The following is an 18331-nucleotide window of genomic DNA, read 5'->3' as shown; positions in this document are numbered from 1 at the left end:
GTCGGAATGCGTTCGTGCAGGTCAAGTGGTCTGTGGCAGGGCGGTGAGTCGATTCCAGGCGAGGACGAAGGCGTCCGTCCAGGGCCAACTCGGGTCGAGGCGGAGGTATCGGCGCCTTGCGTGGCGGGCCAGGCGGGCGGGCTGGTGATAGATCCGCAGCCGCATGGTCTGCGGCTCGGCCTCGGCAAGGTCGTCCTGGTCGTGCAGGGTCAGGAGCCTCAGCCAGGCATCCAGGTCCGCGGCCGTGTTGGCTGCCGCCATCCAACTGCGGTTGATGGTCCAGGACTTGGACGGAAGATTGTGTAGGCCGGTGGCCTTGCCGGTCCGGACGCGGTCCTCAACGACCGCGTGCTGCCGGTGCAGCGCGTCCAGCCACTGGATCTGGTGCGAGCCGGGGATGCGGGTCATCTTGCTGATGTCGGTCGCGACGACGGAGTACTTCCAGCCGGTCTTCTTCTCCAGGTCGGTGAGGTTCTTCAGGTGCCTTCGGGACGGTCTGACCCGGCGGACGATCAGCCGCAGTCCGTCGATCCAGCCTTCCCGCTCGTTCAGCCCGGTCAACTCCGCGACTTCGTACTCCTCGTGAGGACTGCCGTCCTGCTGCAGGGCCGGCTCCCAGGCCCGTTCCGGGAGGCGGGCGATCGCCGCCTCGTCCGCATCGGTGATGGTCCAGCCGGTAGTGAAACGGACCCGGCGACGGCGGGTGGTCAAATCCCGCAGATACTCGTGCAGTTTGTGGGTGGCCCCGGCGCCGTCCACCCTGACCAGGAGTTTCGCGCTCGAGGAGCCTGGAATCTGGCGGAGGGCCTCGTCCAGCACGGCAATGTGGTCCTCGGCCGTGTTCGAGCCGGCGTTCCCGCTTCTCAGCATCATGGCCAGGCACTCGCCGGTGTTCGCGCACCAGACAGCCAGTGGATGGAAGCCGTATGTCTTTTTGAACGTGGCGCCCGCCCCGTCCTTCTTCGACGCGGACGTGATAATCGTGGCATCGACGTCGACGATCACCCACTTGTCCAGGCGCTTGCCTGCCACGCTCATCCAGGGAAAACCGTTCGGCCGCAGCGTCAGCAAGGTCCAGACGACGCGTCTCGCCCGGGCCCTCGCCCGGGACAGGGCGGCGAACATGTCCTCGTCGAAGGCCGCGAGCATCCGGTGCATCGTCGAGTCCGACACCACCGGCCCGAACACCCGCCGCTGGTGCAACGAGAGCTGCTCGGCCTCGAGAACGCTCCGGGCACCCAGCGCGATCGATATCGCCAGCTGCACGAAGACCACCGCCCGGTCCCGCCAACCGCTCCCGCCCGCGGGAAACACCCTGGTCAGCGCGATGACCAGCCCCGTCCGGTCGGCGAGCCGGCGCAGCAGCACCGCTCCCGCATGCCCGACCATGCCCTTCCCGCCAGCCCCCACGGACAGCCCGCGGTCCCACGCTGTACCCTCGATCACCAGAAAGGTGTCCTGACATCTGCACCGGATATGACCTAGACACTCACATCCTTGCAGGTCACGGGCACCTTTCTTCTATCGGGCCGCCAGGTCACCCAACTCCGCTGAAGAACGGAGGTTGAGCTTCTTCGGCGTTGCTGCTCCGGGGTGAGGGTGGCTTTGGCGGTTGGCATCATGTGGTTCGGGCTGGATCGGGATCTGCGGAGGGTCTGTCAGGACTCCAGGTGTGCGAGGCCGCGTTCGGCCGGTGCCCGTGCCGCGGCCGGGGCCCGGTTGACGGTGTTCTCGGTGTGGGTGTGTTCCTGCGGGGCCTGCGTTTGATGCCTGTGGTCGCCCAGAGGCGGCCGCCCTGGCAGGCGAGGCCGGCCGGGATGGGGGATGCCCTGGCGCTCGCGGATGCGGATGCTCTGGTGGGTGCGGGTCGCGGTCAGGTCGTGAGGCCGGCCCGGCAGGGCGGGGCACAGCCACAGCCACAGCGGCCGGGCTGTTCGGATCGGTGACCACCTACACGTTCACCCCGTGCCGGCGGTGTCTGCGGGAGTGGTCGGCTCGTCCGTCTCCCACCCGGGGTCGCACTCGGCGGGGGTGCCGTCCGGCAGGACGAAGTCCGCATCCGTCTCGCGCAGGACCCTTCAGCAGACCCGGCGCACGTCCGACGAGCAAGTGGATGACCGCGCTGGTGCAGGCGTGGGCGATGGACTCGCTGATCCTGAACCCGGCAGCGGTCCTCGCCACAAGTGGTGTGCCAGAGCGGTGTGTTCGCGCAGGTGCACCAGTTCCTCCATCGCGCGCAGGACGGGCGGAGCTTGCAGCGCCGGACGCCCCCACGGGTGACGACGGGCATCGTCACCCACTCCACGAGCGCATGCGGCAGGTCGAGTGCGGCAGGCCGGACAACCAACGAGGCTCCCGAGCAGCGTGGTTGAGATGTCAGGCATCTCGATCAACAGCTCGGGGGCCTCGCTTGTTGCGCTCCGGAACCGTCACCTGATCGGTGACCAGCTCGAAGAAGCTCACTCGTTGACCGCCGCGAAGCTCTTCGCCCCGCAGACCACGGCGGAACGGGCAGTCAGCAGTACCGCCATGAAGGGGTGACGCTTGCCGCGCCGACACCGCGGATCAGCCGGCGTGGGCCAGCCGCTCGGCCAGCGAGCCCACCGCGCCGTGCGCTGACGGGTGGGCTACTTGACCAGGCAGACGGTGGCGGACTGGCGGCACATCGAAGCTCCTTTACGCGAAGGGGGGTTGGGAAGGCCACCTCCGCAACGGAGCTCCGCTGCATCTGGTCGTGTGCTCACCCGGCACCGTCACACTGTCGTGGCCTGCGCACTCGCAAGGTCATCGGGGACCTTGCAATCGCCCTGTCTGGCCGGCGTGTTGACCGACCGGCCGGTGGATGCCACCAGCTCGACCGCGTCCCGCTTGAACTCCTCCGAATACCGCCGTGCAGCCACCCGGACACGTCCTCCTCGGACCCCACGATCCGATCCTCAAGGAAGTCCATAAACGGGGGCAAACCCCAAGGTCACATGATCTGAGGCTGTAGTACGTGGTTCCGGGCGCCGACGCCTACTCCGTGTCAGCGAAGAAGTAGGGACTCTCGAACGACTGCCGTGCCTGTGAGCGGTTCTTGGCAGCACGGTCTACTGCACCGTCCCGAGCCGCCGCGAATGCCTCGGCAATTAGGGCCATGGACGTCTCGGAAGCGCCTTCGAACGTCACCTCGTTGGTGCCCAGTCGGAACACGGGACCTGAGACGTTCGGCATTTCATTCTCAGTCTGGACGTTGGCCCGGATCCCAGCCTCGGCCAGAGCCCCAGCGAGCTTGTTGGTTGCGGCGTGGTCCCCGACATCAACCCAGAGCATGTGGTTATCGGTGAACCCGTCCGTGCAGCGGGCAACGTCAAAGCCCCGCTCCGTCAACTCGGCACCCAACCGCTTGGCATTGGCAACGACCTGTCGTGCGTAAGCTGGGCCGAAATGCTGGAACTCGCGTGCGGCCAGACCCAGTGCCAGGGTCGCGGCGAAGTGGTGGCTGCTTACCAAGATACGCTGCGCGTCCTTGATGAGCCCACGCACATGCGGCAGCCGGGTGAACAGGACGCCCTTGTGCGGCCCGGGAAAGGTCTTGTGCGTAGAGCCACCGAAGCTGGTTGCGCCGAGATCAAGTGGGTTGGGCGCCTGGCCGCCGAGAATGAGCCCGAGGGTGTGACTGGCGTCGATGTGCAGCAAGGTGTGCGGGCTGTGCTCAGCGAGGCATGCGGCGACTGCGCCGACGTCCAGCAGATGCAGGCTGTTCGCCAGGTCAAGGTAAAGCAGGGATACGTGCTGTGAAGAGAGGATCTTCCGCAGGCCATCGATGTCCACGGCGCCTGCCTCAACAGAGACGGTGGCAGGAACAAAGCCAAAACGCTCGGTCACTCCCGCGGAGGCGTGGTGGCCTCCGCTCGCCGGCTCAATACAGACGATCGTGCTGCCCGGGTCGCCACCCATGCCCGAGATCGCGACGATCATCGCGCTGAGCCCGGAAACCGGGCGGAGGTTGACGAACGGCGCATCGGACAGCGCACTCAAGCTGCTATGCGCCACATCCGTTTCGATGTCTGCGATGCTTTCCCCGCCCCTGAATTGCCAAAAATCCGGGTCGTGGTCTTCATTGAAGAAGTAACGGTTGTGAAAATCGAGCTGCAGAGGCAACTGGGCCAAAGGGGAAAGACGGTTCTCGCTCGGGACCAGACTCAGTGCTTCTCGACTTCGGTTATGGCCATCGCGAAGTCGCCGTGCGAATTCATAGAGTTGACGCCCATGCTGTTCTCGTGAAACCGCGCTGGGTATAGCGCTTTCGTCTGTTGACACCTTACCCCGCATATCAGAGTGAACTTTGACGGATGGCGTAACAGGCGTTTACTTGCCTGTTCAACCTGTACTGCATTGCATAAGCGCCAGAGAAATGAACGGATCGTTCAGTTCGCGCCGATTTTCGTGAGTGGCTACCGAGTGGCCGATCCGTCAAATCAACAGGGATTCAAACAATATCCAAAGGCCAGTCGAGCGTCAAGAGCGCAAGATCGAGCGTCAAGAGCACAAGATCGAAGAACCGCATGTACGCAGAACGTATCAGACCATTGCAAAACGGAACCACTACCGGAAACGACGCCAACGATCTCTTGAAGATCCCCTGCAGTACCGGCCTGACAGCAACCGAGCTCACCACCAGAGCCCCAACTTTTTACTTTGCTAGGGTAGTTGTGCGCGTTGTACGGTCTCATGATCAAGCAAGTCAGATATGAGGCGCGGGGGAGTTGGCCGGTTCTGGGGCCACCGAACCTCATGCTGGCAGGCTCCGATGCCAACACGGGGGAAGTGCTGTTCATGCCTACCAAAATCGAATCCGACGTAGAAGTGATAGTGACGTGGCGCGGAAACGCTCGCGACCTGACCGGGGTAAACTCAGAAGGGGGCCGTAGTAACCTAAAAGTCGGCGATCGGCTGGAATTCAACATATCGAGCCGGACCGGTATGTTTCAACCCAAAGCCGTGCCAGGAATTGGCGCGTTCGAGGTCTCCAGCAATCACCTTCTCCTCTCGAACTTCACCACGTCCTCCACTTTTGTCATCGAGAACCTGGAGGGGGGTACGGAGCTGATCAAGGCGCGCCCTCGTCGACTGGGCATGGTCATTCCTTTTGAAATGTCCCGCATTCTGATTCCGTCCGGTTTGGACATAGTCGAGCTCACTGTTTTCAGTCCGCCGCCGCTCATGCTCGGACCTGAGCGGGCCGCTAGGGTGGCCGAGTCGGATATGTTCAAATTGGACACGGCGAGCAAGTACTTTGCCGTTCTCGTTACGCTCTGTGAGCCGCGATTGCGCGGTTCATCTATGGCGGCGGTGCCCTCCGTTCAAGAGGTGGTTGAGAGGTTGAGGGTTACCGATCAGTTCAAAGGTGCAAACCGCAGCAGTATCAATTACCACATCGACTACCTGGCCGATCAGAAGCTACCGGTCAGCCATTGGGCCAAGTATGTGGACGGAGGCCGTATGCACTCCAAGCGTGAGGCCCTGGTCGCATTCGCTCTCAGGTTCGACCTGGTCCGCGAGGAACACCTTGCCCTGCTTCCTGACCTCGATCTTTCGTGATGATCGGCCGACGGAGTCGGCGGATCATTTCGCGTTCTGCGGCTGAGGGTGGGCAGTCCTGTGGCCCGAGTGTCGGATCGGGTGGTCGCCGGGTTCCAATTGACTATATGGAACCGCATATTAGCGATCCACTGTCGGCGCGCGTCCTGACATCAGCCAGGGCCGCCTAGGCGGGCCAGTGGCTCGGCAGGTGCACTCATCCGGCTGAAGTGACCGCTTGAGGTCCGACACTTCCGTTTATGCCGTGAGGTCGAGTCGTTGTCTGCCCTGGCTATTACCGCGCGGGCTGGGCGCCTGGCGGGAACGGGCCGAGGTGCTCATCTCGCCGGCGGTGTCGATCGTGCTGGGCGCGAAGAACCTGTCGGACGCGGAAGGGCTACTGGCGGCGGGGTCATCCGGAGTCAGCCAATTGCGGCTCCGGTCCACGCGCCGCCTCGACCTCGGGCAAACGGCGGTGTAGGCCATCCCCGCCGAACAGCTGCCGGCCGAACGGCTGTGGGCCAAATCCGACTGTCTCCTATGCCCGCTCTCCTCGCGGCTCGTCGTGTCCACCCAGATGGCGGCCAACCGGCGGTTTGATGGCGAGCCGGGTCGGTGCGTCGCGGTCGTTCAGCCGCATCGCCCGCCCGGCCGGCGGCCAGAGCGCCACCGTCCGTCGGCTCCTCGTGCACGACGGATCCGGTTGAGGGGGCACCCCTACCGGCTGCCCGACCGGCCGGATGTCACCCGCGAGTGGCTGCACCGCGAGTACGTCGAGGGTCTGCGCGAACCGCGTCCAGCCGAGCATCTGACTCACGAAGCGGGAGATGTGCGTCATGTTTCCGGTCGATGGAGCACAGGCCACAGACGCGTGACGGCAAGTTACCTCGCCCGCGACAGGCTTATCGATCAAGCCATCAAGTAGACGACAGTTCTGGTCGCAGACCTCCCAGCGAACCGGGCGGGAAAGTGCATTATATTCGGGCAAAGGCCCCCGGGTAGCGTCGGAAAATAGTCAGACGGATGCGATGTCGAGGCTTGGCCCCTATGGCGCAAAACATCTCTCTCTGTAGGCGATTTCGTTATACAGTTAACGAGCAGCCGCTCGCGCACCGAGGGTCGCGTCCGGCTCTACAGCCTGTGGGTGGCGTGAATAACGGGGGCGTTTTCGTTGAATTCTGGACGTAGGGCTGTGATCCCGCCCATCGGGCGATGCCGGCCTACGCGGTAGACCAAATCCAGCAGGAATTGACTTAGCAGTCGACTGTGCCTCTTCGGGGTGCAGTGCCTAACGCTGCCGTCTGAGCGGCGAACAGTTTTGAGAACTGTTGGTAACTTGAAAGGCGTGGATTCGCAGTGCATCGCTCAGAACTTACGCTGAACCTGTCCCTGGTCAGCCGGAACGTCGAGCTTCTCATGAAGAAGCTCGACGGAGCAGAGTTATGGGCTGTTGTCAAAGCAAATGCATATGGGCACGGTGCCATTCCAGTGGCGCGGGCGGCGTTAGAGGTCGGGGCCAGTGCCCTCTGTGTGGCGACCCTCAATGAAGGGCTGTCCCTCAGGAACGTGATGCCTGGGGAAAGAATAATAGTCATGGGCCCCTTGTCGCCTCACGACATAGCAATTGCGCGAGAGGCAAAGCTGGAGTGCGTGGCCCACACGGATGAGATGGTGGAGCTCCTCGCAGCCCAGGTGGACTTTCACCTGAAGATCAATACAGGATTGAACAGGTGGGGGATTGAGTCCCCGCCCGTCACCTCGAACGGAAGACTGGTTGGTGTGATGAGCCAGTTCGCCACCGATGGCGACCCGGACATCACTTCCCGTCAGCTCGCTGCATTCCTCGACGTCAGTGCCAATTCGACGGGTGCTGTGCGGCACATTGCCAACAGCTGTGCAGCCTGGTTGTTTCCGGAGACACAGCTCGACGCGGTCCGCAGTGGCTGCACGCTGGTCGGATTTCCACCAACACCTGACGTCGACTTTGGTATTCGGCCGACCCTTCGCTGGACCAGCTACCTGGCTCAAGTCAGACGAGTTTCCCCTGGCGAGACGATTGGTTACGAGGGCTCGTACCTCGTGCCGAAGAATACAATTATGGGGCTTATTCCTGTCGGCTACGCTGATGGATTCAACGTAAACTTGGTAGGCACCCATGTTCTTGTAGGAGACGCCCGCGCCCAAGTTGTGTCCGTCTATATGGACGCAATGTGTGTGATCCTCGACAGGAAACTCCCGACAGGAACCCCTGTAACCCTTGTCGGTGACGGCATCACTTTCGCGGATCACGCAAAAAATGCTGCCATTGACAGCTGGGAAATAAGTGCCGGGTTGGTTGATGACGCCAGGCGCACACTCCGGAGAATCGTCGACTGACGATTCGCGTAGCGACTGTCCTGTCGTCCGTTCTCATTTCCGAAAAAAGAAACAGTTCTGGAGCTCTGTCATGCGTATTGCTGTACTCATTGGTGGTCCCAGCCCGGAGGGCGAGGGGTCGTACACCTCGGGCGAACCGGCCGCGAAAGCTCTGAGTGATCTGGGGCACAGCGTCGATCTGCTGGACATGTTGGACGTCGAATTCTGGAAGAAGCTCCCCGACTATGAAGCGGCGTTCATAGCGGGCCACGGCTGGTATGCCGAAGACGGCAAACTTCAGGGCATGTTGGAGATGCTGAGGTTCCCTTACACGGGCTCGGGTGTCCTGGCGAGCGCGCTGGGCATGCACAAGCCCACGTTCAAGCAGCTCATGGCAGCCCACGGGATTCCGACTCTGCCGTCGGCCGTACTTCGGCGCGGGATGTCGAACACCGAAATCCGCCAAACTCTGAGTGCTCTCGAGTTCCCGCTCTTCGTGAAACCCGCGTCGAGCGGCGACAGTTTCGAGGCGGGTATCGTGCGGAGCGTCGAGGACGTGGCGAGACTCCTCAATGGAGAAGGAAAGTACGTATCGCAAGATTACCTGGCGGAACCGTACCTCTCGACCAATACGATGACTGTCGGTGTGCTCGAGATCGACGGCGAGGTTCGGGCCCTCCCGGTGCTTGAGGCTGTCTCCAAGAACGAGTTCTACGACAACGAAGCGAAGAACGATCCCAACCTCACCGAGTACAAGTGCCCTGCTCCCGTTCCGGACGAGTTGTCCGAGCGGATGCGCTCCATCGCGCTCAGGGTCTTCGAACTGTGTGGATGCTACGGAGTCGGTCGAGTGGACTTCATGATGTCGCAGGACGGCCCGGTCGTGCTGGAACTCAACACGGTTCCAGGTATGGCCCTCACGGGAAACCTGGCCACGATGGCCAACGCCGACGGCATCAGCTACGAAGGCATGATCGGGGCAATTCTGTCCAGTGGGATGAAGCGCCCCGCTGTATATCACCCGTGATGCCATCGGCCGCGATACTTCTGGCAGCCGAGTAAGCGGCACCCTTACATCTCGGACTTACGTCTCGGATGTGAGGGTGCCTCGGCTTGCCGGGCGCGTGTCGCAGGGGCCCAGCCCCCGTTTCCGCTCTCTCGACCCCACCGAATGGAACCGAAGCTGTGATGGCCGGCCTGAATCTTTTGCCTGCTTCACCGAGGCTGCGTCGCTTCGCCTACGCGAATCTTGTCAATACCATTGGAATCGGTCTGTACCTTGCCGGCAGCGCGCTGTTCTTCACCCGCGCTGTGGGTCTCAGTGTCGGCCAGGTCGCTCTGGGATTGGGCGTCGCCACAGGCGTTGGCCTCGCGTTGATGATGCCCCTTGGGAAGCTGGCCGACCGGTACGGCGTCAAGAAGATCTACCTGATCCTGCTTATCGGCCAGGCGATCGCCATGGCGTCATTCACCCTGGTCGACAGCTTCCCCGTGTTCGTCTGCGTGGCCGTCGTCAGTGGTATAGCCGAGAGCGGGGTGGCGGGTACCGCGGGTGCTTTCATTCATGCCATCAGCGAGCCTGGTGAACGCGTGGTAGGACGCGCACAGTTGCGCACGAGTACGAACATCGGTCTGGGAGTCGGCAGTTTACTGGCGGCCGGAGCCTTGGCCGTCGGGACCGCGACCAGTTACACCATCCTGATTGCGGGAAACAGCTTGCTGTTCGCGGCGGCGGCCGTCCTGGTGTCCCGCATCCATGTCTCCACGCAGTCTCCCGAAACCGTTGCACCTTCCCCGGCCGTATCGCTCATCGCGCCACTGCGCGACGCGGGCTACATGGCGGTCACCGCTACGAACGCTGTTCTCTCGCTTCATGTCACTGTGCTGTCCTTCGCTCTCCCGCTCTGGGTGGCCAATCACACGCAGGCACCGGTGTGGAGTGTCTCCGCAGTACTTTTGGTCAACACCGGCCTGGTGGTGCTTTTCCAGGTCCGTGTCAGCAAGAGTGCCGGTACGGTACCCACCGCTGCTCGCGCCGCACGTCGAGCCGGATTCTTCCTCGCGGCTTCCTGCGCTGTCATGGCTCTCACACCGCACATGGCCGCCTGGCCGGCCTTGGTCGTCCTCATAGGATGGGCAGCTCTCCTCACGTCGGGGGAACTCCTGCAGAGCTCCGGCGAGTTCTGTTTCAGCTTCAATTTGGCGCCCGATGACGCCCAGGGCGTCTACCAGAGTGCTTTCGCGCTCGGCCCGGGCGTGGTGCGGGCCCTGGCGCCCGGAGCCCTGACCGTCCTGGTCCTGGGGCATGGCGCCATCGGCTGGCTCGGTCTCGCTTGCGTCTTCGTCCTCGGAGGGCTGGGGACAGCCGCCGCGGCCGCGTGGGCCGAACAGCGACTGGCCACTCGCGCTGTGCCCGCACGCAAAGAGCCACAACACGATGCGACAGCGCCATGAGTGAGCGACTCCTTCCTCCGTGACCATCGGCCATCCTCGCTAGGACGCAGCATGAAGATCTCGATAGCAGACTCAATTCGCCAGGTGGATGCCTCTGCCTGGGACGCGCTGGCCGGCGGCTGGTTCTACGCCGGCTATGCCTGGACCGTCTACCAGGAGCAGGACAAGCACTCCATCGCTCGATACGTGCAGGTCACGAGTGGGGACAGAGTCGTGGCCGCGGCCGCCGTACATCTGGTCGAGCAGGAATGGAGCGAGCTCTACGACACGGCCGTGCTGTTCCCGGACCTGGACGACGGAGGGCGGGGCGGGAGGCCGGTTGTTCTCGCAGGGGGCCGACGGGGCAACTCAAGTCGGCTCCTGGTCGACCGCTCCCATCCCGAGGCGGAAGCCGCACTGCGAGAACTGGTCGGCGCGGTGAACGAGATCGCCGCAAAGGAGTCCGACGGCCGCGCCTGGTGGCTCTACCTCAGTGACGAGGACACCGCATATCTCACCGAACACGTACCAGCCACGTCCCCCCGCATCATGGCTGCCGACTGCGCCATTGAGCTTCCTGGTACCACGTTCGACGACTACCTCGCCGGGCTGAGCCGCAATCAGCGCAGGCAAGTCCGGGTCGACCGACGGGCGTTCCAAGGTGCCGGATACACCACGGATGCGGTCGACTTCCGCGAATCCTGGGACCAGTTCGCACCGCTGGTTGCCCGTCACGAGAGAAAACATGGGCATGACGTCGATGATGAGTTCATTGGTGAACTGATGCGCCTGCAGGCGGAATGCTGCGGCGAATTCGGAACTATCCAGGCATGCTGGGCAGACAAGGAGATGCGGGCGGGTGGCCTGGCCTTCACCACATCCACCATGATCGCCGGTCGGGCTTTCGGGTTCGACCATCCCCGCCCCAGTGCCTCAGAATACTTCGAGCTCTTCTACTACCGGCCGATCGAGCAGGCATACCTCGCCGGCGTCCGCCTACTGCATCTCGGTATTGGGACGCTCGCAGCCAAGGCTCGGCGCGGCGCTCAAGTCCGACCTCTCTGGGGCCTGGCCACCGGGCAGTTCAAGGAGACGCTTCCCCCTTTGGCAGCGCGTCACAACCAGGAGGCCTGGAACCGCTTCCGTGACGAACTGGTGCTCACTCCTGACGCACTGACCAGCACTTTTCTGCACCGCGGCATCTGACCGCGCAACTTCACCAACCCCGGAAGGGAAACTGCATGAAGAACTCGTGGGTCGTCCTCATCGAACTGCACACATCGCCAGGAGGCGCCCGCGCACTGCCCTCCGCCGGTCAACCCCTCAGGTCATCCAGCGAGCACTTCCTGGAAGCAGCGCGTGCGCGCGGTCACCGTACGGCTGTTGTCACCGTCGACCACGACTACTACGGGGACCATTTCGACCATCTCGTCGATGCCTGGCTGATCACCGACAGTACCGATCCCAAGGCCGTGCAACAGACCCTGGGAGCCCTTGATTCCCAAATCGCCGCGGTCCACAGTTCTGTCGACAGCTTCGTACGCATCGCCGCTCAGGTGGCCCGCAACCTGGGGCTTCGCGCTCCCTCCCCGCATGGCGTGGGTATTGCGCGAGACAAGGCGAAGGCGCGAGAGGCCCTTGCCGATGCCGGCCTGGAGAACACGCGTTGGGCTGTGCTGCCCGCCGACGAGCAGAATCTGAGTTCGCCCATCGGCTACCCCTGCATCGTCAAGCCCGTGGACGGTGCCTACAGCTGGGACGTTGCCCTGGTCTCCAATGACGAGGACGTACAGTCCCTGGCACAAAACCACCTCGCACGCCGCTATGCGAGGAAGGTGGAGCCCAAGCGGCAGCTCCTGTTCGAAGAGCACCTTGAGGGTCCGCTATTCAGCGCCGAGGGTTTCATCGACGGCGATGAACTGACCATCTTCGGCTACTCCGACCGTGTGATGTCGGCACCACCGCATTTCGTGGAACTCGCCCTGCGATTCTCCGGCGAAGAGCCTCACCCCGAGGCGGACACCTTCGTGCGCCGCACCCTGGATGCGCTCGGATACGACTTCGGGCCGTTCCACCTTGAGTTCATCCTCACCTCGGACGGGCCGCGTCTGGTCGAACTCAACGCCCGCCTTGTCGGTGCCGGGATGGAACAGGCCATAGGCTACGTGTCCAGCATCCCGCTCGCCGACTTCTTGGTCGCGAAACTCACCGGAGACGATCCGGTCGTGACCTTCTCCAGCGCGGTGACCGAGCTCTACCTCACAGCCCCGCAGAGCGGCTTTCTCCGGAAGGCAGAGGGTCTCGACAAGGCAACGAGGCAACCAGCCTGCCATTCGGCTGGCCTTTACTACGCGTACGGCGAGGCTGTCAGCGACGTCATTGACTCCAACAGCAGTCCTGTCGGCTACGTCCACGCCACGGGGGAAGACCGCGAGCAGTCCTGTCGGAACGCGCAGCAGGCAGCGCGGGACATAGCCTTCGGCATCAGCCCACTGTGAAGTGCGCCCCCCGGAATCAGAGGACTTCATAGGACAAGGCTGGGTCCCGCTCAACCATCGAGCGGGACCCAGCCCCTTTTCAGCCGGCTTGAACTACAGCCCGCCGACGCCGATCACAAGCGGGTCCGGCGACGTGCAGCCATATGCTTGCTCACCGCATAAGGCGCTGCAGGCGATGCAGTCGCCGTCACGATACGGGTACTCCTTCACCACTCCGGAGTCGCACAGGTCGCATGCGTCCGACATGAAGTGGTGTCCGGCTGCGCACTTCCTGATGACCGGTTCGCTCGCCTGCGAAGAGGTCACGTACATCACTCACCCTTCAATTGGGGACAGTCCTGGCAATGGATGTACTTCGTGCACACACTCAATGAGCAGCCGACATGAGTGCCCGACAGCCCCAGCGGCACGCGCTCCATGTGCATGAAGCGCGCTCCCTTGGCTAGTACGACACATCGTCCGGCAGTCCCCGAGACGATGTCCTGCGTCGTCGTCTGGGCATCCCGCGCCGACGTGGCCAGCCACATAGCCGCGGAAGGGAAGCCCTGGTCCGCCGCCGCCTCGAGGAGCTTCTTTCCTTCTTCTCCGACCGCGATGAGATGAGTTGCCGCTGACGCCGCCTTGCGTCCGACCAGCTTGTGCAGCTCGTCCGACCAGGCACCGAGCTCCCGCATCTCGCCGAGTACCGCGATCCGTGTACCCGCAGACATCTCGCCGAGCAGGTCCAGCGCTGCGAGCGTCGCGTCAGGGCTGGCGTTGTAGCTGTCGTCCAAGACCGACAGCTCCTCCGTCACCTGCTTCATCGAAGCTCTGCCTTGCGGCGTGGAGAATTCTTCAAGACTCTTTACGCCCGAACTCACGCTGATGCCGCAGAGGCGACCGACAGCCAGAGAGAAGAGCGCGGCATAGACGAAATGGCGTCCGGGAAGCGGGAGCCGGAAGGGCGTCGAGCCATCCTGCGTGAGGATGGAACCAGACGTTCCGTCTTCGGTGAATCGTGTGTCGACAGCCCTGATGTCGTTCTCGGGCCCGAAACCCACACGAACCACGGTGACGCCGTCCGGGACAGGCTGACGTCGTGCCGCCTCATTCAGCAGCTCATCGTCGCCGTTCAGCAGCCAGAATCCCCCAGGATTCACATTCCGCAGCAGGTCCGACTTCTCATCGGCGAGGTCTTCTCGGGAATCGAAGTTGCCGACATGCGCAAAACCAACATTCGTGACGAGAGCAATATCGGGCTTCACGAGCATTGCCAGATTTCCGATTTCGCCCCGGTGGTTGGTGCCCACTTCCGCGACGGCGTGCGAATGCTCCGACGTCAGCCTGAGGAGACTCAGAGGGACGCCCAGATGATTATTGAAACTCTTTGCACTGCTCAAGACGTTGAGGTGTGCGCCCAGTAGATGAGCGACCATGCTCTTGGTCGTTGTCTTGCCCGCACTCCCCGTGACGGCGATGACTCGGGCGTCAGAACGTGCTCGTGCCGCTGAGCCCAATTCCTGCAGCGCCGTGAGAGTGTCGGGCACTTTGATCACGGCGACGGAATCTGAAATATCGGGCACATCCTGCTCGACCACCAGACCGGACGCTCCCGCACGGACGGCATCCAGCACGAAATCGTGCCCGTCTCGAGTGCCGCGAATGGCGAAGAAGAGGTCACCAGGCGAAACCTCCTTGCTATTGATGGTTGCACCGGTAAAGCTTTCCGCGCCTGATCTGATCAAGGAAGCGCCGGTGCACGCCAACAGCTGGGAAACTTCAATCATTTCGCCCTCATCGCTTTTAGCCTCAGGCGACCCAGCCTAGCACGGAGGTGTCGGCGAACCCGCCTTCCGTATTGGGGAGTTCGCGGCGCCTTGTGACTACTCCGGCAACTTGGACAGTCCCATGAGATCCTGTCAGTTTACGGAAGCCCTCTCTTTGCTTTGCGGCAGCGTGTGTTGGGCGATGGAGAGCGCCCTGCATGCGGCCGTTCGCCGGGTGCTCCATCGCTGCTTCCGCGGCGTGCGGGCGCATGGCATGCATGTGGTCAGCACCGCCGAGGTGAGGGCGGGCGATCGGTTCTGCTTCTGGCGCGAGGTGAACGCGAAGCTCTCGGTGTCCTACGAGTTACGCAGCGACCCGCAGGTGGAGAGCGGATTTCGGGCCCGGACCACGATGTCGCACTTGGTTGCAGAACACGCGCCGCGTATTCCCGCATTCCAGCTGCTACTCCTGCGCTTCCCGCGCTCGCTGCTGCCGTTGCCGCCCCGGGGACTTACGGCCGCTGAGCGCCGTGCGCATCCCCGGCACCCAGGTCATCGGTGCACTGTCGTCACAGTTCCTACCGCAGCTCGCCCGGCACATGCACGAACGCAGCCCCTCGCGCCGCCGCCCTCGGCGCCCGCGCCAGGCGGCGATGTTTGTCCGAGGCCGCCGTCTGCGCTGGTCAGACCCACGGCCCGGGTTCGAATCCCGAAGGCGGCTCAGACACAAAGCGTCCCGCCCGCCCGACGGACATGCGGTCGCTGGCCGGTCGCCTCTTCAACTGCACTCCACTTCCCGCCCGTTGACCCACCCCACCCGCACCACCAGAATGACCCCGCACCCATGAGAGCGCTCTCAAATGACCGCCAAGGGAGACCCATGAACGGCGTGAACAGCGAGAACAGCGTGAACGGCGAGAACGGCGAGAACGGCGAGAACGGCGAGAACGGCCTGATCGGCGGCACCGGCCGGCAAGAACCGGCGTTCAGTCGTCGTGGGCTCATCGGGGCCGGCCTCGGAGCTGTGCTGCTCACCGCAGCCGGAGCAGGCGAGGCGCGGGCCGGGGTGGGTACGGCTCGGGGTGGGGCGGGTGCCGCCCCCGCCGCCGCGGCCTCCCCCCGCCGCCGCGGCCGATCCTTCCTCGCCGCCGCCATGGACGCCTACCCCGACCACGGCACCGTCCGTCTCGCCCAGAGCTACAGCGACGAAGCCGGTCTGTTCAGTACCGCCTTCACGTACGACAACGCCCTCGCGATCCTGGCCCTCCTTGCCACCCGTACCGCCGACGGACGGGACCGGGCCGTCGTGCTCGGGGACGCGTTGCTGTATGCCCAGCAGCACGACCCGGTGCACGACGACGGGCGGCTCCGGCAGGCGTACAACGTGGGGCCGTACACGTTCTACGACGGCTCGCTGCAGCCCGATGGGTTCGTGCGGGCGGACGGGGTCGCCAATGTCGGCACGCAGTTCGGGTTCACGGGCACGGCGGTGGGGGACATGGCCTGGGCCGGGATCGCGCTCAGTGCGCTGGCGCGGCGGACGGGGGAGCGGCGGTTCCTGGGCGGTGCCGTGCGGATCGGGGCGTGGATCGAGCGGAACGGGCGTACCGATGAGCCCCTCGGCGGGTACAAGTTCGGGGTCAACGGCGCCGACGAGAAGCTGCCCTTCACCTCCACCGAGCACAACACCGACCTCCTCTGCTTCTTCGGTCGGCTCGCACGGCTCACGGGGGAGAGGGTGTGGCTGGCGCGGCGCGCGCGTGCCGAGGCGTTCGTGATGAGGATGTGGGAGCCGGACGGCGGCTTCTTCTACACGGGTACCAATGACGGGGTGACCGTCAACAAGTCGCCGATTCCCGAGGACACCCAGACCTGGACCCACCTCGCCCTCGACTCCCGTACCCACGCCCGGGCGCTGGACTGGGCCGCGCGCGAACTGGCCGTCCTCGACCACGCCGGGCGGCGCAACAGTACGGTGCCCGCGGGGCAGTCGTACGACGGTGTCACCTTCAGTTCCGCCAGTCTCCTCGCGAACGAGGACGCCCCGATCGCCGACTCCCAGCCCAAGCCCGACCGCAACGGCGTCTGGTTCGAGGGGACCGCTCATCTTGCGCTCGCCCTGCGGGAACGGCGCCGGCACGGTGACGAGGGGCGTGCACGGCGGCTGCTCGACTCCATCGAGCGCGCCCAGGATCTGCTGGGCGAGGGGCAGACTGTCGGTGGGCGCGCGCTGCCCGAGCGGGCGGGGGTCGTATCGGCCAGCAGTCCGCTCGACACGGGGTTCGGGTTCGGGTACTACCCGTATCGGCACGTGGGGGCGACCGCCTGGTACTTGATGGCGGCCACGCGTTCCAACCCGTTGCGGGTCTGAGCCGGCCCTCGCCCCGAGGCCCGAGGCCTGAGGCCTGAGGCCTGAGGCCCGAAGACGGACGACGGACGCCGGACGCTGGCCACCTGGTTGTACGGCGGCCGGGGGCGCAGCCGGCGTACGTAGCCCGCCGATCGCCCTGCGAGAAGGCGAAATTGAGACGTCCTTACCGTGAACCACTAGCATCTCGGCGGTAATTGCAGCCGGGACGAGGTGAGGGCAGGGTATGACGGAGCCGAGGATCGCTGTCGCCGTGGTGACCATGGGGAACCGCCCCGCCGAGGTCGACGCGCTGCTCGAGTCCGTGGCCAAGCAGGACCTCGCCCCCGAGCGCATCGTCGTCGTCGGCAACGGCTGCCCGCTGCCCGAGTTCGCCGCACGGCTGGGGCTGCCCGGTGAGTTCACGCCGATCGAGCTCGACGAGAACCTCGGCTGCCCGGGCGGCCGGAACGCGGCCCTCGCCCGGTTGCGTGAGTTCGGGGACGTCGACGTCGTGGTCGAGCTGGACGACGACGGTCTCCTCGTCGACGCCGGCGTGCTGCGGCGGGTGCGTGACCTGTACGCCGCCGACGGACGGCTCGGCATCGTCGGCTTCCGCATCGCCGACGAGCACGGGGAGACACAGCAGCGGCACGTGCCCAGGATCGGCAAGTCGGATCCGCTGCGGGGCGGATACGTCACCGGCTTCCTCGGCGGCGGACACGCGCTGCGCATGGCGATGCTGGCCGAGACGGGGGACTGGCCCGCCGAGTTCTTCTTCGCCCATGAGGAGACCGATCTGGCCTGGCGGGCCGTCGACGCGGGCTGGCGCATCCTCTACGCGCCCGAACTCCTCCTCCAGCACCCCAAGACCTCGCCCGCGCGGCACGCCATCTACTTCCGCGTGAACGCCCGCAACCGTGTCTGGCTGACGCGCCGCCGACTGCCCCTCGCGCTGATTCCCGTGCATCTCGGGCTGTGGGTGCTGCTCACCCTCGTACGCAACCGCTCGTCGTTCTCCGGCCTGCGCGCCTGGTTCGGGGGCTTCCTGGAGGGCGTACGGGAACCGGCCGGTGAGCGGCGGCCCATGCGGTGGCGCACGGTGTGGCGGCTGTGCCGGCTGGGGCGTCCGCCGGTCATCTGAGGACCAACCCTGAGGGCAGGGCGACCGGGCCACCGGACGAAGGGGGAAGGGGACGCGGGTCCCGGTCGTTCACCTCCGCCGACCGGAACCCGCATGCGTCCCCGGATCCGGCCGCGGCGGCGACACTCCCCCGAGTTACGCGTCGTACGCGCGCACCGTCGGGCCAGATCCGATGAAGTGATCACATCAGGCCACACCAACGGATCGCTAACATGTGGCCAACGATGCTCCGTTTCGACGTCGTTCA

At 64.4% G+C, this 18331-nt stretch carries 15 protein-coding genes and 1 pseudogene; 10 read left to right on the top strand and 6 right to left on the bottom strand.

All coding sequences use genetic code 11. The features are described from left to right. Positions 1-21: 21 nt before the first annotated feature. Positions 22-1446 carry an IS1380 family transposase gene (locus tag OG331_RS22800; RefSeq protein WP_406190362.1) on the bottom strand — a complete coding sequence of 475 codons (1425 nt, stop codon included), beginning with the start codon at positions 1444-1446 and terminating at the stop codon, positions 22-24. Positions 1447-1577: 131 nt separating this feature from the next. Next, a pseudogene (locus tag OG331_RS22795) lies at positions 1578-2347 on the bottom strand (transposase family protein); the annotation flags it as partial. A 26-nt stretch (positions 2348-2373) separates the two neighbouring features. Between OG331_RS22795 and OG331_RS22790 the strand changes: the two are divergent. Next, positions 2374-2541 (top strand): hypothetical protein, encoded by a 168-nt coding sequence (locus OG331_RS22790; protein WP_406199102.1) that lies wholly within the window; start codon positions 2374-2376, stop codon positions 2539-2541. A 212-nt stretch (positions 2542-2753) separates the two neighbouring features. Here the strand turns inward: OG331_RS22790 and OG331_RS22785 are convergent, their stop codons facing one another. Both OG331_RS22785 and OG331_RS22780 read right to left on the bottom strand, forming a co-directional pair. After that, complete coding sequence (locus OG331_RS22785) at positions 2754-2900, bottom strand: transposase (RefSeq protein WP_406199099.1); 147 nt, start codon at positions 2898-2900, stop codon at positions 2754-2756. 115 nt (positions 2901-3015) lie between these two features. Continuing rightward, positions 3016-4314, bottom strand: coding sequence for a hypothetical protein (locus OG331_RS22780; RefSeq protein ID WP_406199096.1), 1299 nt, complete (start codon positions 4312-4314; stop codon positions 3016-3018). 399 nt (positions 4315-4713) lie between these two features. Between OG331_RS22780 and OG331_RS22775 the strand changes: the two genes are divergently transcribed. Together OG331_RS22775 and OG331_RS22770 are read left to right on the top strand one after the other, a co-directional pair. Beyond that, entirely contained in the window at positions 4714-5583 is an 870-nt protein-coding gene (locus OG331_RS22775; RefSeq protein ID WP_406199094.1) for a hypothetical protein, read from the top strand. A gap of 244 nt (positions 5584-5827) precedes the next feature. Beyond that, the gene (locus OG331_RS22770) at positions 5828-6043 is read left to right on the top strand and encodes a hypothetical protein (RefSeq protein ID WP_406199091.1); all 216 of its coding nucleotides are present in this window, start codon (positions 5828-5830) and stop codon (positions 6041-6043) included. 57 nt (positions 6044-6100) lie between these two features. On the opposite strand, the gene OG331_RS22765 is transcribed toward OG331_RS22770, so the two are convergent. Beyond that, the gene (locus tag OG331_RS22765; RefSeq protein ID WP_406199089.1) at positions 6101-6400 is read right to left on the bottom strand and encodes a hypothetical protein; all 300 of its coding nucleotides are present in this window, start codon (positions 6398-6400) and stop codon (positions 6101-6103) included. A 578-nt stretch (positions 6401-6978) separates the two neighbouring features. On the opposite strand from OG331_RS22765, the gene alr reads away from it, so the two are divergent. From alr to OG331_RS22740, 5 genes are all read left to right on the top strand, one after another. Continuing rightward, entirely contained in the window at positions 6979-7938 is a 960-nt protein-coding gene (alr, locus tag OG331_RS22760; protein ID WP_406199087.1) for an alanine racemase, read from the top strand. 70 nt (positions 7939-8008) lie between these two features. Beyond that, positions 8009-8944 (top strand): ATP-grasp domain-containing protein, encoded by a 936-nt coding sequence (locus tag OG331_RS22755; RefSeq protein ID WP_406199084.1) that lies wholly within the window; start codon positions 8009-8011, stop codon positions 8942-8944. Positions 8945-9105: 161 nt separating this feature from the next. Next, entirely contained in the window at positions 9106-10371 is a 1266-nt protein-coding gene (locus tag OG331_RS22750) for an MFS transporter (RefSeq protein ID WP_406199082.1), read from the top strand. Between the two features lie 51 nt (positions 10372-10422). Next, positions 10423-11556, top strand: a complete 1134-nt coding sequence (locus OG331_RS22745; RefSeq protein WP_406199080.1) for a peptidogalycan biosysnthesis protein — start codon at positions 10423-10425, stop codon at positions 11554-11556. Between the two features lie 35 nt (positions 11557-11591). Continuing rightward, positions 11592-12848: an ATP-grasp domain-containing protein gene (locus tag OG331_RS22740; RefSeq protein WP_406199078.1), complete on the top strand. Its 1257-nt coding sequence runs from the start codon at positions 11592-11594 to the stop codon at positions 12846-12848. A 311-nt stretch (positions 12849-13159) separates the two neighbouring features. On the opposite strand, the gene murF is transcribed toward OG331_RS22740, so the two are convergent. Continuing rightward, the gene (gene murF, locus OG331_RS22735) at positions 13160-14614 is read right to left on the bottom strand and encodes a UDP-N-acetylmuramoyl-tripeptide--D-alanyl-D-alanine ligase (RefSeq protein ID WP_406199075.1); all 1455 of its coding nucleotides are present in this window, start codon (positions 14612-14614) and stop codon (positions 13160-13162) included. Between the two features lie 859 nt (positions 14615-15473). On the opposite strand from murF, the gene OG331_RS22730 reads away from it, so the two are divergent. Together OG331_RS22730 and OG331_RS22725 are read left to right on the top strand one after the other, a co-directional pair. Next, entirely contained in the window at positions 15474-16964 is a 1491-nt protein-coding gene (locus OG331_RS22730) for a Tat pathway signal sequence domain protein (protein ID WP_406199072.1), read from the top strand. 223 nt (positions 16965-17187) lie between these two features. Beyond that, positions 17188-18084, top strand: coding sequence for a glycosyltransferase family 2 protein (locus OG331_RS22725; protein ID WP_406199070.1), 897 nt, complete (start codon positions 17188-17190; stop codon positions 18082-18084). Positions 18085-18331 lie beyond the last annotated feature (247 nt).

The sequence above is a fragment of the Streptomyces sp. NBC_01017 genome (assembly GCF_045162795.1).
GTDB lineage: Bacteria > Actinomycetota > Actinomycetes > Streptomycetales > Streptomycetaceae > Streptomyces > Streptomyces machairae.
This window is presented reverse-complemented; position numbering and strand designations above follow the sequence as displayed.